Below are 17,159 nucleotides of genomic sequence, written 5' to 3' on the forward strand. Positions count from 1 at the left end.
AAATAGCGGGGTCATTTTTGACGCCGCTATTTCTGACAAGGAGGTTAATGATGAAGGGGACGCATAGCGATTTTGGGTCGCTAACAAGTGGTGAAAAAGTGATGGCATACACGCTGACGAACACGGCAGGCACATCAATCACCATTTTATCGTACGGGGCAACATGGCAATCATATCGCGCCTTTGGTCAAGAACGGTTGATTCAATTCAATGATTTAGCACATTATTTAAACAACCCGTTTCATTTGGGTAATACAATTGGTCGCGTTGGCGGACGACTATCGCAGACCGATTACGAGTTAACAGTTAATCAGCCATTTCATTTAACGGCTAATGAGGGCAATCATGTTTTGCATTCAGGTGTGAATGGATTTGATCAAGTGAATTGGTCGGCCAAGTTAATTGAGACGTCATCTGCCGCGTCAGTCGTTTTTACGCATACATTTAGCGATGAATTTCCAGGTGAATTAGAGGCAGAAGTTAAGTACACGTTGGATGAAGATGATGATGTGTCCATTAAGTTTACCGGTGAATCAACGGCAACTACATTGTTCAATCCAATGACGCATGTTTATTTTAATTTGGACGGAGCAGGCACGAATGTCTTGACTCATCAATTGAAAATGGCGTCAGATTTGCATGTGGTGGTCGACGATCAGAAAATACCAACTGGTGAGTTACAAAAAAATATTGGCACACCATTTGACTTTAGTACATTTAAAGCGATTGGGACAGACATTGATCATCTCAAATCAGCGCAGTACGATGACGCATTTGTGGTTGCACCAACATTGGACGCTGACCAATTGCAGTTGCGAAATGCTGCCGGAACACTTGAACTCGCTGTTCATTCTGACCGTAATGGTCTTGTGCTATTTACTGTGAATCCTGATGCTTTATATCACACGCCAGAGTGGGAAAAAACGGCACCAGTCACGGCACTAGCGATTGAAGCACAAACATTGCCGGATGCGATTTCACAGCCTGATTTTGGTGATATCGTTTTACCTGCTAAAGTGCGAAAAACATATACCGTCAAATACAAGATAAAAGAGGTAAACAAGCATGACAAAATTTAGTGACATTAAGGGCTTTGCATTTGATCTTGATGGGGTGATTGCTGATACCGCACGCTTTCATGGCCAAGCGTGGCATCAAACGGCTGATGAAGTTGGGACACCGTGGACGCCAGAATTAGCAGAAGGCCTAAAAGGGATTAGCCGAATGGATTCGTTGCAAATGATTTTGGATCATGGGCCTAAAACTAGGACTTATACTGTTGATGAAAAAGAGATGTTAGCGGAGAAAAAGAATAAAAATTATCAAGCATTAATTGCGACGTTGACGCCAAACGATATTTTGCCGGGGATGGCAGATTTCATTCAATCGGCTGTTGCAAAGGGATATCAGCTATCAGTTGCATCAGCATCTAAGAATGCACCAATGATTCTAGAACACTTAGGCTTAACGCGATACTTTGTTGGTATCGTTGATCCGGCAACGTTGCATGCTGGTAAACCGGATCCAGAAATATTTACCCGTGCAGCTGAAATTTTGCAACTTCAGCCAAGTCAAGTCATTGGATTGGAAGACTCTGCAGCTGGTATCCGCTCAATTAATGGGGCTGGTGAAGTGTCATTAGGCATTGGTGAGCAATCAGTGTTGCAAGAAGCAACATTGAATTTTGCTACAACGGTTGAGGTGTCATTGACAGCGATTGAACAAGCCATGACAGACTAAACAATTTAGATAACAAGTTGAGAACTATCAAAGAAAGATTAGGATTAATGCGATTGGCAACACTAGTCGGTGTTTTGATTTATCGACAACGTCGCAATTAAAAGATAATGGTGGTGGAAAAGAATCCAAGGTGATTCTTTTTTTATTACGTGAGTAAAATAAACTTGGTGAAAAAGATTGAGTATCCTGATAACATATACTTTTTGTTAAAAAGCGCTTATAATACGAAGTGATTTCAAGTCGCTAAGACAAGAAATTAAACAGGGTAGATGTTTATGCGTTAAGTGCCTCAAAAACGGAATGTGAGTTGAGGACGAAAAATAACATTTAAAATCAGTTGACGGCTTGGGAAATGATACTGGGCCGGAGACTGATGGATAAGGTTGTTTGCGGTATAAATGTCGCATTCACTGTCATAGGTGATAACCCTCCACTATATTGGGAGGTGTTTTCAAAATGAAGACATTAGCGTTGAAGTTGCCACCGTTGCGGATCCAAGGAATTGCATTATTAGGTATTTTAATGGCATTAGAATTGGTCATCTCGCGTTTTTCGATTGGAAGTGCTTTTTTAAAAATTAGCTTTACTTTCATCATTATTGGTATGATTGCGAAATGGTTTGGTCCATGGTGGGGCCTCCCAGTTGCGTTTATCATGGATTTTTTGACCAACCTGATGAGCGGACAGCCTTATATTTTTCCATTTGCACTCATTGCTTTATTAAATGCATTTATTTTTGGTTGGTCGTATTATAATCGGATACACCTATCATGGTCACGACTGATAATCACGATTTTTATTCAATTGTTATTGTCAAACGTTATTCTAAATACAACATTATTGAGTTTGTATCATTTTATTCCAATTCATTCCTTGACTGAGGCGATCAATTCGCCAATTGTTTGGACAAGAATTGCGAAAAATGCCATTATGTGGCCAATTGAAGTCATAATTAGTTATGCGATTTTAAACAATAAAAATTTAGAGCAGTTACGACAACGAATTTTTTGATTGACGTGTACAAATTCGTTTGATAAGATTTACTTTGTTAAATAGAAAAGGTAGGAAATTATTATGAGTAATGTGAATACACAATTAAATGGTTGGTGGCGTTTTTAACGCGACCGGACTGTTAACGCAGATTCGGACGTGCACTTTTCCGGTGCAATCGAATCTGTGATGATAATTTTCTGTTAATGGAAAAGTCTACACAGGCAAGAGCACCTGGGTAGGCTTTTTATTTTTATGTTAATGCTGTGATGAATTGAGGAACGGGTAGATGAATAAAAAAATAGTAGGTACGGTAATTGGGCTGGGGGTGATCCTGGCAATTGCGGCAGGTCAATCAGTTATAGAGAAAAAACAGGCGAATCAAGTGCCAACAGTTGGTGTCATGCAATTTATGGCACACCCAGCATTGAATCAAATCTATCAAGGGATACGAATTGGGTTGGAAGACAATGGCTATCGGATTGGGCGCGATGTAAAAATTGATTTTCAAAATGCGCAAGGCGACCAATCAAATCTAAAAACAATGGCATCTCGATTTGAAAGTGAGCATACCGCAGTTGCTGTGGGGATTGCTACACCAGCCGCTGTTGCCATTGCGAATACGATTCACGATCGACCGGTAGTCTTTTCTGCGTCAACCAATCCCGTGAGTGCAAAATTGGTAAAAAATTACGCACGACCTGGAAAAAATGTGACGGGTGTCTCGGATCAAGCACCGTTAGAGCAGCAATTAAAAATGATGCGAACACTATTACCACAAATGCAGACGATTGGTGTTATCTATACGTCATCAGATGATTCGGCAACCACCGAGGCTACAAAATTTCAACATCTCGCGCAACAAGCAGGACTAACGGTTAAGATGTATAGCATTGCGTCATCTAACGATTTGAATCAGACTTCGTTGCAAATGGTAGCTGGTCACAATGTTGATGCGGTTTTTGTGCCAACTGACAATACAATTGCTGGCGCAATGTCGACATTGATTAAAAATACCGATGCTGCCAAGGTGCCAGTCTTTCCAACCGTTGATACGATGGTTAAACAAGGTGGGGTGGCATCAGAATCGATTAATCAAAAAGCAATTGGTATTGCAACTGGGAAAATGGTTGCTAAAATTTTAGATGGGGCAGAACCGGCAACAACACCTGTTGATTTCATGAAAACAGGTGATTTGATTATTAATCGCGCGCAGGCTGAAAAGTTAGGAATTACAATTCCAGATACATTGGACCAACGTGCACATTATATAGAAAGTATTGGTAAATAAATTATGGAAATTATCGTTTCGGCCATTGGTCAAGGTTTAATCTGGGCGACACTTGGTGTGGGTTTGTTTTTATCATTTCGTATTTTAAATTTTCCTGATATGACAGTTGAGGGGACTTTTCCACTCGGTGCTGCTGTATCAGTAACCCTGATTACAATGGGAATGAATCCACTGTTGGCTGCGTTGATTGCTGCTTTTGCAGGTGGCATCGCGGGCTTAGTCACTGGTTTGTTGTATACCAAGGGCAAAATTCCAATTCTTCTCGCTGGAATTTTGACAATGACAGCAATTTATTCGATCAATTTGCGTATTATGGGTCAAGCTAACAAGTCATTGCTTGGCATGACAACTTTGTTCAATGCCAAGTGGCTAGACTTCTTACCGACTAATTTTCCGACGGTCTTAGTTGGATTGATTTTAATTACGCTGATTACTGGTGGTATGGCGTTGTTTTTACAGACTGAGCTTGGACAGGCTTTTATTGCAACTGGTGATAATCCGGCTATGGCACGTTCAATGGGGATTAACTCCGATGCAATGACCACGATGGGTTTGATTATTTCAAATGCATTAATTGCCTTTGGTGGCGCACTGGTGGCCCAAAATAACGGATTTGCTGATGTTAATATGGGAATTGGTATCATTGTCGTGGCATTAGCTTCGATTATCATTGGTGAAGTCGCATTTAGTGAGCAGATGACGTTAGGCGAACGCTTAATGACAATTGTTATTGGCTCAATCTTATATCGTTTTGTCTTGGTCGCTGTTTTGTATGCTGGATTTAATGCCAACGATTTGAATTTGTTTAGTGCTGTAATCCTTGGCCTCGCATTATTGTTGCCACAATTAAAGCAGAAAATTCAATTAAGTAAAGTTTTGAAGAATGGGGTGGCACAACATGGTAAATAAAATTCTAGAATTGATCGAGGCAACGGTTATTGTTAATCCAGGCACATCAGAGGAAAAACAAATATTAGACCATGTGAATTTTACGCTTGAAGCAGGTGAATTTGTCACGGTTCTAGGATCAAATGGAGCCGGTAAATCAACTTTATTCAATGTGATTGCCGGGTCATTAATGTTAACTTCAGGCCAAATTTTGATTGATGGACAAGACGTCACACATTTGAGTGAAACGCAACGCACGGCTATCCTAGCACGTGTTTTCCAAGATCCTAAAGTTGGGACGGCGCCGCGAATGACCGTGGCAGAGAATCTATTACTGGCTGAACGTCGGGGACAAACTAGACGTTTAAAAAATCGCGGACTAACGCCTGAAAAGAAAGCGGCATTTGCAAAAGTAGCCGACCAAATGGGGAATGGGTTAGCTACACGCTTAGATGTTGCTACTGGTGATTTATCAGGTGGACAACGGCAGGCTTTGAGTTTCTTAATGGCTACACGGCGCCGACCAGCATTGATTCTTTTAGACGAACATACGGCAGCCCTCGACCCCAAAACTAGTGCGCAATTGATGGCGGTGACCGATAAACAAATTCAGGCTGATCATTTAACAGCATTGATGATTACCCATAATTTAGAAGATGCATTAACTTACGGTAATCGCGTGATTGTGATGAGTGCGGGACAAATTGATTTAGATATTTCAGGAAGTGATAAATCAAAGCTAATAGTACCAGAGTTGTTGCAGCACTTTAATCGCTATTAAAATTGAGCAATTATCGGGTTAATAAATGATATTTGACTAATGTTAAGAAATTGGTAATAAAAAAGAGAATTGTATTAAAAACGTGAGTTGCAATACTTTGTGGAATTTGTCACATCAGATAAAAATTGCAACCGTTTACACGTGAAAAATGTTTTACAATTTTTCTGAAAACAGGTAAAATATAAGGCAGTTAGGGTTATTGAACCTAGACAAGACAAAAGGAGATTTTTCTTAAAATGAAGAAGACAAAGATCGTTTCAACACTTGGACCTGCTTCAAGTGACGTCGAGACAATTGCTAAGTTGATTGAGGGTGGAGCAAACGTTGTTCGTTTCAACTTCTCACACGGAGATCACGAAGAACATTTGGGTCGTATGAACGCTGTTCGTGAAGCTGAAAAGAAGACTGGAATCAAAGTTGGATTCTTGCTTGACACAAAGGGTGCAGAAATCCGTACCACTGTTCAATCAACTGGTAAGATCGAATTCAACATTGGTGATGTTGTTCGCATCTCTATGGACGATTCTCTTGAAGGAACAAAAGAAAAGGTTGCCGTTACTTACCCTGGTCTTTATGACGACGTTAAGGTTGGCGGACACGTTTTGTTCGATGATGGTAAGCTTGACTTCTTGATTACTGACAAGGATGAAGCTAATCGCGAATTGGTAACTGTTGTTGAAAACCATGGTTTGTTGGGATCACGTAAGGGTGTTAATGCGCCTGGTGTCTCAATCAACTTGCCAGGTATCACTGAAAAAGATGCTGATGATATTAACTTTGGTTTGTCACAAAACATTAACTTCATCGCAGCTTCATTCGTTCGTAAGCCTGAAGACGTTGAGGATATCCGTGCCCTTTTGAAGGCTGCTGGTAAAGAAGACGTGATGATCTTCCCTAAGATCGAATCACAAGAAGGTATTGACAACTTCCCAGCAATTTTGGAAGTTTCTGATGGTTTGATGATTGCTCGTGGTGACATGGGTGTTGAAATTCCAGCAGAAAACGTACCTTTGGTTCAAAAGGACTTAATTCGCATGATGAACGCTGCTGGAAAGCCTGTTATTACGGCTACTGACATGCTTGATTCAATGCAAGAGAACCCACGTCCTACACGTGCCGAAGCTTCTGACGTTGCTAACGCTGTATTTGACGGAACTGATGCAACAATGCTTTCTGGAGAATCAGCTAATGGTGATTACCCAGTTGAAGCTGTTCAAACAATGGCTCGTATCAATGAAAAGGCAGAATCTGCTTTGGCATTGAATGGTCGCCACTTGAACCAATTTGATTCAGCTGATACAACTGAATCAATTGCTGCTGCTGTTGCTGAAGCAACAAGCAAGTTGGACATTAAGGCTATTGTTGCCTCAACTAAGTCAGGATACACAGCAAAGTTGATTTCAAAGTACCGTCCAAACGCTGACATCTTGGCTTTGACTTATGACGAACGCGTTGAAAAAGCTTTGAAGATCTATTGGGGTGTTCAACCAGTTATTGCTGACACGCCAGCAAATACTGATGAAATTATTGCATCTGCTAAGAAGCTTGCTGTTGAGCAAGGTCTTGCAAAGGCTGGAGATTCAATCATCGTTGTTGCCGGTGTGGCACAAGAAGTTGGATCAACTAACTTGATGACAATTCAAACAATCTAATTTAATTAAAAAGATGCTATTGAATAATAGCATCTTTTTTTGATGTATTTTGATAGAAATGACGCTTGAAAAATCGTGTACTTGATGCTTAATTGATATTTAGCTGATGAGAGAAGATAAGTGTGTCATCAACTGTAAAGCGTGCTAAAATTGAAGTATAGACATCACGCTGGGCCAATAACCTAACGCAATTAAAGTCGTGGAGGTAAGGAAGATGTCACAAAAGAATCGATTGAAGAAGTTGCTTGAAAAAAAAGGTATTGATAGCATTACAGTCAAAGGGACTGCCATCCCAGTTCAAGCCGCTAAAGAATTAGATTTAATTGAAGCAGCTAAAGAAAATGGTATTATGTAGGTAATGCTTGACCAGACGCTTAAATAAAACCAGTCAAAGGATGTCAATTTGAGATTGGCGTCCTTTTTATTTGTATTGTTGTGCCGTGTTGTGGATTAAGCTACCTATTGATCATCGGTGGGGATGGCATTTGGTGTTTTGGATGATGAATGCGATTAGTTGATGTCTAGTTGAAAATATTAATTACAAGTGAAGGCGTAAATTGGTGCCAAGCAGGTTTGAGGAAATTTCATTTGATAGGTTCATTGATAGAAAATGATTGCAATTATCACTCATAACGTGTATAATTATTTCTGTTGTAATAGACATGGACAGTTAGCTCAGTTGGTAGAGCAACGGACTCTTAATCCGTGGGTCCAGGGTTCGAGCCCCTGACTGTCCACTACTGGAAAGGCATCCGACAATTGTTGGGTGTCTTTTTATTTCAAAAATTAAGTTGTACTGTATAAAACTTGAAATAGTATGACATTTATATGGATAATTTTAGATTAACGTGACAATTGGTTGGTCAATCAAGCGATTCATATTGTTGCGAGATGATATAATAGTATGTACAAAAGCAAATGAAAGAGGACCAGTATGGTTGCAAAATATGAAATGATTCGGAATCAGCTAAAGGAAAAAATTGTCACTGGCGATTATTTGGTTGGCGCAAAATTACCAACAGAATCAGAATTAATGGCTCAGTTCTCAGTTTCTCGATTTACTGTCCGTCGGGCCATTGCTGATCTTGAAAATGATAACTATGTTTATAAAGTTCAAGGTGGCGGTATGTTCGTTGATGATTGGCGGAGTACGCCAATTGCAACAACAAGTACAAAATTAGTTGGCATGATTACCACGCACATTGCCCACTATATTTTTCCAAATATTATCAGTGGTGTTGATCGAGCGGTTTCAAAACAGGGTTATTCACTATTGGTTGCTAATACACACAATCAGCCCAGTCGTGAACGTCAAGCCTTATTATCAATGCTTGATAATAATGTTGCCGGGTTGATTGTTGAGCCGACACAAAGTGCTACGAATCAAGAAAATATGGATTTGTACGAGCGCTTTGCTGCTTTGAACATTCCAATCGTTTTTATTAATGCCATTTATCCAGGCCTAGAACATCCAGTTGTGAAGCAAAACGATGAGATTGCTGAAGAACATATGGTAGATTATTTGTTCAAAAAAGGGCATCGAAAAATACTGGGTGTGTTTCAAGTAGATGATTTGCAAGGTGTCCGTCGGATGAATGGGTTCATCCATGCTTACCAACAGCGCCCAGATTTGGCACTGGATTCAGCGACAATTATGTATCGTTCATCTGATCCGATTAACCTAGTACAAAAGAAAGTTGAAAAATACTTAGAGGCTAATCCTGAAATTACAGCAATTGTGGCTTATAATGATCAATTGGCCATTCAAATTTATGATTTAGTGCGTGAAATGGGGTTAGCGATTCCTGAGGACATTTCTGTGATTGGATTTGATGATTATTTGTTGAGTTCATACATTCAGCCACCACTAACAACGATGACACATGAGAAAGAACATATGGGAAGTGATGCAGCTAAGCTATTGTTGCAAGCTATTAATGGTGAAACAGTTGCTTCGTTGAATTATGAGCCAAACTTTGTTGCCCGAGAGAGCGTTGCTGATCGAACTGAGTAAAATAAAAATTAATACGGCATATCAGCTGTTAGGCCTAGTCTAACAGCTTTTTTTAGTGCAAATTGTGAGGATTTCATCCATTTATACGTACTAACATCTAAAACAAGTATTGATTTATACGTAACAATATTTTACAATATTCTTTGTAAACGGTTTCATAATTTTTCGGTAAGGAAGATAGATTGATGGAAAAAACACAAATAAAAGCAGAAATCCAAGCAGGGACGACTGCTTTGGGGATTGAGTTTGGCTCAACAAATATCAAAGCAGTCCTTGTTGCAAGCGATTATAGCGTCATTGCAACGGGTAGCCATGGTTGGGAGAACCAACTTGAGAATGGTATTTGGACTTATTCATTAGATGCTATTTGGTCAGGTTTGCAAGATGCTTACAGTAATTTATCTGGACAAATAAAGGACCAGTATGGTCTGACGTTGACTAAGATTGGATCATTAGGGATTGCCGCGATGATGCATGGTTATATGCCATTCAAAGCCGATGGTGAATTATTAGTACCTTTTCGGACTTGGCGTAATGCGTTAACCGAAGAAGCAGCCTTGCAGTTAACACATTTGTTTAATTTTAATATTCCTGAGCGTTGGAGTATTGCACACTTGTACCAAGCTGTTTTGAACCAAGAAAGTCATGTTAAAGATATTGACTATATCACAACATTATCGGGTTACGTTCATTGGATGTTATCTGGTGAAAAGGTATTGGGTATAGGTGATGCGTCGGGCATGTTCCCAATTGATTCTTTGAGTCATGATTATGATCAAGATATGCTTGATAAATTTAATGGCTTGAAATCAGTTCAACAATACCACTGGACGTTACCTGAGATTTTACCAACCATTAAATTAGCAGGTGAGACTGCCGGCCAATTGACAGCTGCAGGAGCTAAATTATTGGACGTTAGTGGTAATTTGCAGGCCGGAGCAGTGATGGCACCGCCTGAAGGTGATGCTGGCACAGGTATGGTTGCTACAAACTCAGTGAAGCAACGTACCGGGAATGTCTCGGCTGGGACATCGGTCTTTGCCATGATTGTTTTGGAAAAAGCGTTATCAAAACTTCATACCAGTATTGATATGGTGACAACTCCCGATGGTTCTGCTGTTGCGATGGTGCATGCTAATAACTCGAGTTCTGATATCAATGCATGGGCAGCGTTATTCAATGAGTTTGCTAATAAAATTGGTGTCACATTATCGCCAAATGAATTATATGGCACATTGTTCAATAGTGTGTTACAAGCTGACCCAGACACATCGGGCCTCCTAGCCTATGGTTATTATTCCGGTGAGAATATCACCGGAATGAGTGAAGGTCGCCCAGTTTTGGCAAGAATGCCAAATAGTGAATTTACGATTGGTAATTTGATGCGGACGAACCTTTACTCAGCATTCGGTGCCCTAAAAATTGGGTTGGATATTTTGAAGGCTGAGAATGTGGCAACTGATTCGATTGTTGCACAGGGTGGAATTTTCAAAACACCACTTGTTGGGCAAAAAATGTTAGCGGCTGCGATGGAATCACCTGTGACAGTTATGAAGACTGCAAGTGAGGGTGGCCCATGGGGAATGGCAATTCTAGCTGAATTTGCTGCTTCAGAATCCGGCTTAACGTTGGCAGATTTCCTAGAGCAAAAGGTATTTATGGATCAAGAACGTTCAACAGTTGCACCGGATGCACGTGATGTTGCCGGATTTAATAATTTCATGGTGCGTTACAAAGCCGGACTTCCGATTGAAGCACATGCTGTCGCTACATTGAAATACTAATTATTAAGAGAGAAGGAATCAATCGTGCTTGAAGAAATGAAGCAACGCGTCTATGACGCCAATATGCTTTTACCAAAATATGACTTGGTCACATTTACGTGGGGCAATGTCAGCGAAATTGATCGTGAAAAAGGATTATTTGTGATTAAACCATCAGGCGTTGATTATGATCAATTACGGCCTGAAGATATGGTCGTCGTTGATTTGAAGGGGAATGTCGTTGAGGGTGATTTGAATCCAAGTAGTGATACACCAACCCACATGTATTTATATAACGCATTTCCGGCAATTGGAGGTGTGGTGCATACGCATTCACCTTGGGCCGTTTCATTTGCACAAGCTGGGCTTGATTTACCAGCATTTGGGACGACACATGCTGATACATTTTATGGCAACGTACCGGCAGCGTCTGCACTAACAGAAAAAGAGGTCACATCGGCATATGAACTCAATACGGGTGTAGTTATTGCCCGTGAGTTTGCTAAACGAGGACTCGACCCAATGGCTGTACCAGCAGTCTTGGTTCGACAACACGGACCATTTACTTGGGGTAAGGACGCACATGATGCGGTTCATAATGCCAAAGTATTGGAGGTAGTTGCTGAAATGGATTACCACTCATTACAGTTAAATCCACATGCAAATTTGCAACTACCACAATATTTATTAGACAAACATTATTACCGCAAACATGGAGCCAATGCCTATTATGGCCAAGGTAACTAAGTATAAATGACACAATCGTATTAAAAGGGAGAAAGAATATGTTAGAAACATCAAATTACAAGTTTTGGTTTGTTACTGGGTCACAATTTTTGTACGGACCTGAGGTTTTAAAGCAAGTTGAAGCTGATTCAAAAAAGTTAGTGGACGCTCTGAATGCATCTGGTAATTTGCCTTACCCAGTTGAATTTAAGACCGTTGGGGTGACAGCAGAAAATATTACTGAGACCATGAAAGAAGCAAATTATCACGATGAGGTTGCTGGTGTCATTACTTGGGCCCACACATTCTCACCTGCTAAAAATTGGATTCGTGGGACACAACTATTAACAAAGCCTTTGCTACATTTCGCTACGCAAATGTTGAATAAGATTCCTTATGATTCAATTGACTTTGACTATATGAATTTGAATCAATCTGCCCACGGTGATCGTGAATATGCTTTCATCAACGCGCGTTTGGGTATTAAAAATAAAATTGTCTTTGGACATTATGAAGACGCAGCGGTTCAAAAACAAATTGGTAAGTGGATGGACGTCGCTGTTGGTTATAATGAATCATTTAAAATTAAGATTGTTTCATTTGCTGACAAGATGCGTAATGTTGCCGTTACAGACGGGGATAAAGTTGAAGCTCAAATTAAATTAGGTTGGACAGTTGATTACTGGGGTGTTGCTGACCTTGTCGCATACGTTAATGCTGTATCTGATGCAGATGTTGATCAATTATATGTTGACTTACAGAGCAAGTATGATTATGTTCAGGGACAAAATTCAGCTGAAAAGTTTGAGCATAACGTCAAGTATCAATTGCGTGAATATTTGGCAATTAAGCAATTTATGGACGATAAGGGTTACACAGGCTTTACAACAAACTTTGAAGATTTGGCCGGATTAGAGCAATTGCCTGGCCTTGCCGCACAAATGTTGATGGCTGATGGTTATGGCTTTGCGGGTGAAGGTGACTGGAAGACTGCAGCCTTGACGCGTTTGTTAAAGATTGTGTCTCATAATCAAGGTACCGTCTTTATGGAAGACTATACGCTTGATCTACGTCCTGGACATGAGGCCATTCTTGGTTCACACATGTTAGAAGTTGACCCAACCATTGCTAGTGATAAGCCACGAGTTGAAGTTCACCCATTGGATATTGGTGGTAAAGATGACCCTGCACGACTTGTCTTTACCGGTCAAACTGGTGAAGCAGTTGATGTGACATTAGCAGACTACGGTGATGAATTTAAGTTGATGAGCTATGATGTTATCGGAAATAAGCCGGAGGCAGAAACACCATTCTTGCCAGTCGCAAAGCAATTATGGACACCAAAGTCTGGTTTGAAGGCGGGTGCTGAAGGCTGGATGACAGTTGGTGGTGGTCATCATACAACATTGAGTTTTAGTGTTGATGCAGAGCAATTAACAGATTTGAGTCGGATGTTTGACTTGACATACGTAGACATTAAATAGGAGATAATCATGACTGAGCGGGAAACAAAACGAATCCCAAGTGGGTTCATCTATTTCTTTGGCGCATTTGGTGGTATTTTGTTTGGGTATGACATTGGTGTCATGACGGGTGCGTTACCATTCCTACAACACGATTGGGCATTACATGATGCTTCAATTGTCGGTTGGATTACGTCATCATTGATGTTGGGGGCAATTGTTGGTGGTGTCTTGGCCGGTCAGTTGTCAGATAAGTGGGGCCGACGGAAAATGATTTTGGCTGCTTCATTTGTCTTTGCATTAGGCGCAATTATGGCTGGTTTCTCACCCAATAAGGCGGTTGCATGGTTGCTAATTGCTCGAGTGTTACTAGGGTTAGCAGTTGGTGCAGCTTCAGCATTAGTACCTTCATATATGTCTGAGATGGCGCCCGCTCGGCTACGTGGTCGCTTGTCTGGCTTAAATCAGTTGATGATTGTTTCAGGTATGTTATTGTCATATATTATTGATTTTCTGCTAAAAGGATTACCTCATGGGATCGCATGGCGTTTGATGCTTGGTTTAGCAGCTGTACCAGCGATTATTCTGTTCTTAGGTGTTTTACGTTTACCAGAATCACCTCGATTCTTGGTGAAGTCAAAACAAATTGATGCTGCACGTCAAGTGTTGTCGTACATCCGATCAACAGATGAAATTGAGCCTGAATTAGAAGAAATTCAAGCAATGGCAACACAAGAAGCCAATGCACAATCAAACGTGACACTGGCAACCTTATTCTCAAGTAAATATCGTTATTTGGTCACCGCCGGAATTGGTGTTGCGGCTTTCCAACAGTTTATGGGTGCCAATGCGATTTTCTACTATATTCCATTAATTGTTGAAAAGGCAACCGGTCAAGCGGCTTCAGACGCATTACTTTGGCCAATTGTGCAAGGTGTTATTCTTGTCCTTGGTGCGATCTTATACATGGTGATTGCAGAAAAGTTCAAGCGTCGAACATTGTTAATGGTTGGTGGAACAGCGATGGCTTTGTCGTTCTTAATGCCAGCGGTATTAAATATGATAGTTGGGGCTAACCATTTCCCACCAATGATGATTGTTGTATTCTTGTCAATCTTTGTGGCGTTCTACTCATTTACTTGGGCGCCATTGACATGGGTGTTGGTTGGTGAAGTCTTCCCACTCGCAATTCGTGGCCGCGCTTCCGGATTGGCCTCATCATTTAATTGGATTGGTTCATTCTTGGTTGGTTTATTATTCCCAATCATGACCGCCAGCATGGCACAGGACGCAGTCTTTGCAATCTTTGGGGTGATTTCAATCATTGCCGTTCTCTTTGTTCGTTTCTGTGTGCCTGAAACACATGGTCGGACATTAGAGGAAATTGAGCAAGAAGGCGCTAATCGGTAAAGTTCAAAATAAAAATGACGCATGTTCTGACATGCGTCATTTTTGTGGCATAATAAAATAATACAAAAATATAATTAAGCAGGGGGAAAAGATAGTATGTTAACAGCTGAAGATTTTTATCAGTTAGCAGATGGTAATCAGATGCCAAAACTTGGACTTGGTATGTATAAAGTAACAGACGAATCAACGATTCAAACACTTGTTGCTGGTGCTTACCAGGCTGGCTACCGTTTATTTGATACGGCTCAAATGTATCAAAATGAAGCAATGATGGGACGTGCCTTTCAAAACGCTGGTTTAGCACGTCAATCAATTTTTGTGACAACAAAAATTGCTGAGGAGAACCAAGGTTATGATGCAACCCTACGTTCATTAGAATCATCGTTAAAAGCCTTACAGATGGATTATGTGGATTTATTACTTGTTCATTGGCCTTTGCATCAACATTTTTTTGACACTTGGCGCGCATTTGAACGAGCCAAAGCTGAAGGTATGGTTCGGTCGATTGGGGTCTCGAATTATGGACAAATCCATTTGCAATACTTAGCAACTCAGGCCAATGAAATGCCAGTTGTTAATCAAATTGAAGTTCATCCATATCTTGGGCAAAAAGCGATTCAAGCATATCATCAAGAAAACCAAATTGTGACGCAGGCATGGGCGCCACTAGGTCGTGGTGGTGAATTAAATGATCCTTTGGTTCAACGTTTGGCCACACAATACGGAAAAAGTCCGGCGCAAATTGTGATTCGGTGGCATTTACAAAATGGGACGGCTTTGATTCCAAAGTCAAGTCAAGTCGAGCGCGTGCAGGCTAATATTGACGTGTTTGATTTTGAATTGGCACCCGAGGATGTCAATGCGCTTTATGGTTTGGAACGTTATACACGTATCAGTCAGGAACCAGAGTTGGTTTATGAGCGCGGCGCCCAGTATCCACATTAACAAATAAAACAAATTCGCCCTATCAGGTAATGCCACTTGGCCTGATAGGGCTTTTATGATGTTGATTTGTTTGTCATAGCAAATTAATATGACTTGTTATTGACCAAAAAAATGATAATAAATAGTTTGCACTGCGAGCTGTGCTTGATTTACGGGTAAGCCTAGCATGACTGATATACGAGAGGCACCCTGATTGATCATACTAATTTTGATGTTGTTCTGGCTGAGGGGGGTCAAAATGTCATTGATAATATGTGGATTGTTAGCCATACCTTCACCAACAACCATGATGACGGCATAATCGTCATACCATTCAAGAATATCAGGGTGTAGTTCCCGTGCAATGTCAGCACGCATTGCGGCAAATTGTGCGGGTGAAGAAAGTTGCTTATCAAAGATAATTGATAAATCATCAATCCCGGTAGGCATATGTTCGTAAGAAATATGATGACGATAGAGAATGTTGAGTAGTTTTAAGGTGAAGCCGATTTCTGAATTCAGTAAATAGCGATGAGTGTAGAGTGCGGCGAATCTGGTATCGCTTGCGATGCCAGTGATGGGAAGAAGTGATAAATCATTGGTTCGTTGAGGCACAATGAGGGTGCCATCGGCATCGGGTGCGTTGGTGTTTTTAATTTGAATGGGAATACTATCTTGAATCACTGGCACAATGGCTTCATCACTTAAAACCGAAAAACCTGCGTAGGCTAATTCGCGCATTTCCCGATAAGTCAGATGATTGATTGGCATTGGGTGTGACACGATTTTTGGACTGGCAATAAAAATTGAGGAGACATCTGTAAAATTTTCGTAAAGGGTTGGTTTTAGTCCGTGGGATAAAATGGCACCGGTAATATCAGAACCACCACGTTTAAATGTCGTCATATAGCCTTGATCATCATAAGCAAAAAAACCAGGTACAACGATAATTTCTTGAGGATCAAGCGTCAACCATGCCATTTGCTGATATGAGCGTGGATCTAAGGTGGCAGCTAAAGGGCTACCGGTTGTTTGTAGCCCCAGTGCTTTTGGAGACATGAAGCGGGCGTGGCAACCGATATGATTGAGGATTTGAGTGATGACCATTGCGTTTAAATATTCACCATGACCGATGAATGCTGCATATAAATAATCAAAATTAGGATAATGTTGCTGTTTGAGAGCGATTAATTTTTTATTGAGTGTTAGTTTCAATTCGGTTGTCTCTATTTTGAAATAATGAGCAATTTCTAAGTAACGGTTGACGATTGTTTGAATTATATGAGAATCTTCTGCACCCGCGAGCACAATTTTTGCAAATGAGAGCATTAAATCGGTCACTTTTTGATCATTTGAAAAACGTTTACCAGGAGCCGACACTACCATGACTTGCCGTGATGAGTCAGCCTGCATAATACGGATTACTTTTTCTAACTGTGCCCCGTTTGCTAAAGAAGTACCGCCAAATTTCACTACTTTCATCAATCAATTCCTCCAACCGTCAGTGTGCCTTTATT

15 protein-coding genes, 1 tRNA gene and 1 riboswitch are annotated in these 17,159 nt (G+C 40.6%); of the genes, 15 read left to right on the forward strand and 1 reads right to left on the reverse strand.

Features of this window, described 5'->3' with window-relative positions; genetic code table 11:
- Positions 1 to 50: 50 nt before the first annotated feature.
- From H9L19_RS05735 to H9L19_RS05805, 15 genes are all read left to right on the forward strand, one after another.
- Entirely contained in the window at positions 51 to 1,079 is a 1,029-nt protein-coding gene (locus H9L19_RS05735) for an aldose epimerase family protein (protein WP_187529933.1), read from the forward strand.
- Entirely contained in the window at positions 1,066 to 1,740 is a 675-nt protein-coding gene (gene pgmB, locus H9L19_RS05740) for a beta-phosphoglucomutase (RefSeq protein ID WP_187528732.1), read from the forward strand. Before H9L19_RS05735 ends, pgmB begins: the two co-directional genes overlap by 14 nt.
- A gap of 259 nt (positions 1,741 to 1,999) precedes the next feature.
- A riboswitch (THF riboswitch) is annotated at positions 2,000 to 2,155 on the forward strand.
- Between the two features lie 41 nt (positions 2,156 to 2,196).
- Complete coding sequence (locus H9L19_RS05745; RefSeq protein ID WP_187528733.1) at positions 2,197 to 2,751, forward strand: folate family ECF transporter S component; 555 nt, start codon at positions 2,197 to 2,199, stop codon at positions 2,749 to 2,751.
- A gap of 268 nt (positions 2,752 to 3,019) precedes the next feature.
- Positions 3,020 to 4,021 carry a tryptophan ABC transporter substrate-binding protein gene (trpX, locus tag H9L19_RS05750; RefSeq protein WP_187528734.1) on the forward strand — a complete coding sequence of 334 codons (1,002 nt, stop codon included), beginning with the start codon at positions 3,020 to 3,022 and terminating at the stop codon, positions 4,019 to 4,021.
- A 3-nt stretch (positions 4,022 to 4,024) separates the two neighbouring features.
- Positions 4,025 to 4,930 carry an ABC transporter permease gene (locus H9L19_RS05755; RefSeq protein ID WP_187528735.1) on the forward strand — a complete coding sequence of 302 codons (906 nt, stop codon included), beginning with the start codon at positions 4,025 to 4,027 and terminating at the stop codon, positions 4,928 to 4,930.
- The gene (locus H9L19_RS05760) at positions 4,920 to 5,690 is read left to right on the forward strand and encodes an ABC transporter ATP-binding protein (RefSeq protein ID WP_187528736.1); all 771 of its coding nucleotides are present in this window, start codon (positions 4,920 to 4,922) and stop codon (positions 5,688 to 5,690) included. The genes H9L19_RS05755 and H9L19_RS05760 overlap by 11 nt, the downstream gene beginning before the upstream one ends.
- A 236-nt stretch (positions 5,691 to 5,926) precedes the next feature.
- Positions 5,927 to 7,342 (forward strand): pyruvate kinase, encoded by a 1,416-nt coding sequence (pyk, locus tag H9L19_RS05765; protein ID WP_187528737.1) that lies wholly within the window; start codon positions 5,927 to 5,929, stop codon positions 7,340 to 7,342.
- A gap of 214 nt (positions 7,343 to 7,556) precedes the next feature.
- The gene (locus H9L19_RS05770) at positions 7,557 to 7,697 is read left to right on the forward strand and encodes a hypothetical protein (protein ID WP_187528738.1); all 141 of its coding nucleotides are present in this window, start codon (positions 7,557 to 7,559) and stop codon (positions 7,695 to 7,697) included.
- A gap of 309 nt (positions 7,698 to 8,006) precedes the next feature.
- Positions 8,007 to 8,079 (forward strand) — tRNA-Lys (locus H9L19_RS05775).
- A 197-nt stretch (positions 8,080 to 8,276) separates the two neighbouring features.
- Positions 8,277 to 9,356: a GntR family transcriptional regulator gene (locus H9L19_RS05780; protein ID WP_187528739.1), complete on the forward strand. Its 1,080-nt coding sequence runs from the start codon at positions 8,277 to 8,279 to the stop codon at positions 9,354 to 9,356.
- Between the two features lie 185 nt (positions 9,357 to 9,541).
- Entirely contained in the window at positions 9,542 to 11,140 is a 1,599-nt protein-coding gene (locus H9L19_RS05785; protein WP_187528740.1) for a xylulokinase, read from the forward strand.
- Between the two features lie 24 nt (positions 11,141 to 11,164).
- The gene (locus H9L19_RS05790; RefSeq protein WP_243198132.1) at positions 11,165 to 11,866 is read left to right on the forward strand and encodes an L-ribulose-5-phosphate 4-epimerase; all 702 of its coding nucleotides are present in this window, start codon (positions 11,165 to 11,167) and stop codon (positions 11,864 to 11,866) included.
- Positions 11,867 to 11,904: 38 nt separating this feature from the next.
- Positions 11,905 to 13,329: an L-arabinose isomerase gene (araA, locus tag H9L19_RS05795; RefSeq protein WP_187528741.1), complete on the forward strand. Its 1,425-nt coding sequence runs from the start codon at positions 11,905 to 11,907 to the stop codon at positions 13,327 to 13,329.
- Between the two features lie 9 nt (positions 13,330 to 13,338).
- Positions 13,339 to 14,718 (forward strand): sugar porter family MFS transporter, encoded by a 1,380-nt coding sequence (locus H9L19_RS05800; protein ID WP_187528742.1) that lies wholly within the window; start codon positions 13,339 to 13,341, stop codon positions 14,716 to 14,718.
- A gap of 96 nt (positions 14,719 to 14,814) precedes the next feature.
- Positions 14,815 to 15,663, forward strand: a complete 849-nt coding sequence (locus H9L19_RS05805) for an aldo/keto reductase (RefSeq protein WP_187528743.1) — start codon at positions 14,815 to 14,817, stop codon at positions 15,661 to 15,663.
- 96 nt (positions 15,664 to 15,759) lie between these two features.
- On the opposite strand, the gene H9L19_RS05810 is transcribed toward H9L19_RS05805, so the two are convergent.
- Positions 15,760 to 17,124: an aspartate kinase gene (locus H9L19_RS05810; RefSeq protein ID WP_187528744.1), complete on the reverse strand. Its 1,365-nt coding sequence runs from the start codon at positions 17,122 to 17,124 to the stop codon at positions 15,760 to 15,762.
- Positions 17,125 to 17,159 lie beyond the last annotated feature (35 nt).

Origin of the sequence: Weissella diestrammenae (genome assembly GCF_014397255.1) — a bacterium.
GTDB lineage: Bacteria > Bacillota > Bacilli > Lactobacillales > Lactobacillaceae > Weissella > Weissella diestrammenae.

Bases quoted from the DNA above. Each gene is read 5' to 3' on its own strand.
- H9L19_RS05735 (WP_187529933.1), top strand. From the start codon at position 51: ATGAAGGGGACGCATAGCGATTTTGGGTCGCTAACAAGTGGTGAAAAA.
- pgmB (WP_187528732.1), top strand. From the start codon at position 1,066: ATGACAAAATTTAGTGACATTAAGGGCTTTGCATTTGATCTTGATGGG.
- H9L19_RS05745 (WP_187528733.1), top strand. From the start codon at position 2,197: ATGAAGACATTAGCGTTGAAGTTGCCACCGTTGCGGATCCAAGGAATT.
- trpX (WP_187528734.1), top strand. From the start codon at position 3,020: ATGAATAAAAAAATAGTAGGTACGGTAATTGGGCTGGGGGTGATCCTG.
- H9L19_RS05755 (WP_187528735.1), top strand. From the start codon at position 4,025: ATGGAAATTATCGTTTCGGCCATTGGTCAAGGTTTAATCTGGGCGACA.
- H9L19_RS05760 (WP_187528736.1), top strand. From the start codon at position 4,920: ATGGTAAATAAAATTCTAGAATTGATCGAGGCAACGGTTATTGTTAAT.
- pyk (WP_187528737.1), top strand. From the start codon at position 5,927: ATGAAGAAGACAAAGATCGTTTCAACACTTGGACCTGCTTCAAGTGAC.
- H9L19_RS05770 (WP_187528738.1), top strand. From the start codon at position 7,557: ATGTCACAAAAGAATCGATTGAAGAAGTTGCTTGAAAAAAAAGGTATT.
- H9L19_RS05780 (WP_187528739.1), top strand. From the start codon at position 8,277: ATGGTTGCAAAATATGAAATGATTCGGAATCAGCTAAAGGAAAAAATT.
- H9L19_RS05785 (WP_187528740.1), top strand. From the start codon at position 9,542: ATGGAAAAAACACAAATAAAAGCAGAAATCCAAGCAGGGACGACTGCT.
- araA (WP_187528741.1), top strand. From the start codon at position 11,905: ATGTTAGAAACATCAAATTACAAGTTTTGGTTTGTTACTGGGTCACAA.
- H9L19_RS05800 (WP_187528742.1), top strand. From the start codon at position 13,339: ATGACTGAGCGGGAAACAAAACGAATCCCAAGTGGGTTCATCTATTTC.
- H9L19_RS05805 (WP_187528743.1), top strand. From the start codon at position 14,815: ATGTTAACAGCTGAAGATTTTTATCAGTTAGCAGATGGTAATCAGATG.
- H9L19_RS05810 (WP_187528744.1), bottom strand. From the start codon at position 17,124: ATGAAAGTAGTGAAATTTGGCGGTACTTCTTTAGCAAACGGGGCACAG.